1 protein-coding gene is annotated in these 397 nt (G+C 33.2%); it reads left to right on the top strand.

What is annotated here, in order from left to right:
* Positions 1 to 231, top strand: a 231-nt coding sequence (locus ACRD62_RS22510; RefSeq protein WP_430822330.1) for a hypothetical protein, incomplete at its 5' end; no start/stop codon positions are given.
* Positions 232 to 397 lie beyond the last annotated feature (166 nt).

The raw sequence follows: 397 nt of genomic DNA, 5'->3' as shown, positions 1-397 counted from the left end.
GAGGATGAGGCATTTAATTTTGTGAAGCACATACTGTATTGTACTCCCCTTCGTTTCAAAAACGAAGGGAAAATGACATATCAATTCCAATTGATGAAAAATTTAGCTATCAGCAATAATTTCTTAATAATAAAAGACGAGTTTAGTGTAAATGAATTAGGATATTCAAGACAATTTCCTAAAAGATTCCTGTCGAGGAGGAGGATCGAAAAGAAGAGGTTGAAATTTTGAGTTATGTATGATAACTTGAATAATAAAATGTCTTCCGAGAATTATTTAATAGGGGATCAGCATGCAACATACTCCTGTTTTGTGCGAAAGACACCCATTTTCAGAACATGGAGTTAACAAGGTCATAAATTTGTTGCTGGATATTGTTGTTTCTTAAACGGACTGT

The sequence above is a fragment of the Carboxylicivirga caseinilyticus genome (genome assembly GCF_050589785.1).
GTDB classification, from domain to species: domain Bacteria; phylum Bacteroidota; class Bacteroidia; order Bacteroidales; family Marinilabiliaceae; genus Carboxylicivirga; species Carboxylicivirga caseinilyticus.
The sequence above is the reverse complement of the archived record's forward strand: the minus strand, read 5'-3'. Positions and strand labels throughout refer to the sequence as shown.